We start from the raw sequence: 257 nt of genomic DNA, 5'->3' as shown, positions 1-257 counted from the left end.
CCACCATTGGGATTGAAAACCTGAAACACGCGCTCTTCACCGTTTCTAGGGGAAATGTCGCGGAACGTCGTTGTGTTGGTTTCAATCCACTTATTTGCTTCACTCAGGGAATACTCCCATTTGTAACGTTTAAGCACTGCAACAAAGTCGACTGTACTTATTGTTAAACGGCCCTCTACATCACGTTTAAGCGCCTGCCTGAAAGCCATCTTGATTTCATAGTCACGAGGCATTGTCATTACCATTCAATAGAACTA

The 257-nt window shown here is 44.0% G+C and carries 1 protein-coding gene; it reads right to left on the bottom strand.

The features are described from left to right. Window positions 1-239, bottom strand: a 239-nt coding sequence (locus PSSD_RS28335) for a hypothetical protein (RefSeq protein WP_439654621.1), incomplete at its 3' end; no start/stop codon positions are given. Window positions 240-257: the final 18 nt, after the last annotated feature.

The organism is Type-D symbiont of Plautia stali (genome assembly GCF_001485335.1).
Classification (GTDB): Bacteria; Pseudomonadota; Gammaproteobacteria; order Enterobacterales; family Enterobacteriaceae; genus Pantoea; species Pantoea vagans_C.
Note: the sequence above shows the minus strand (reverse complement) of the source record. Positions and strands in the feature narration are given on the sequence as shown.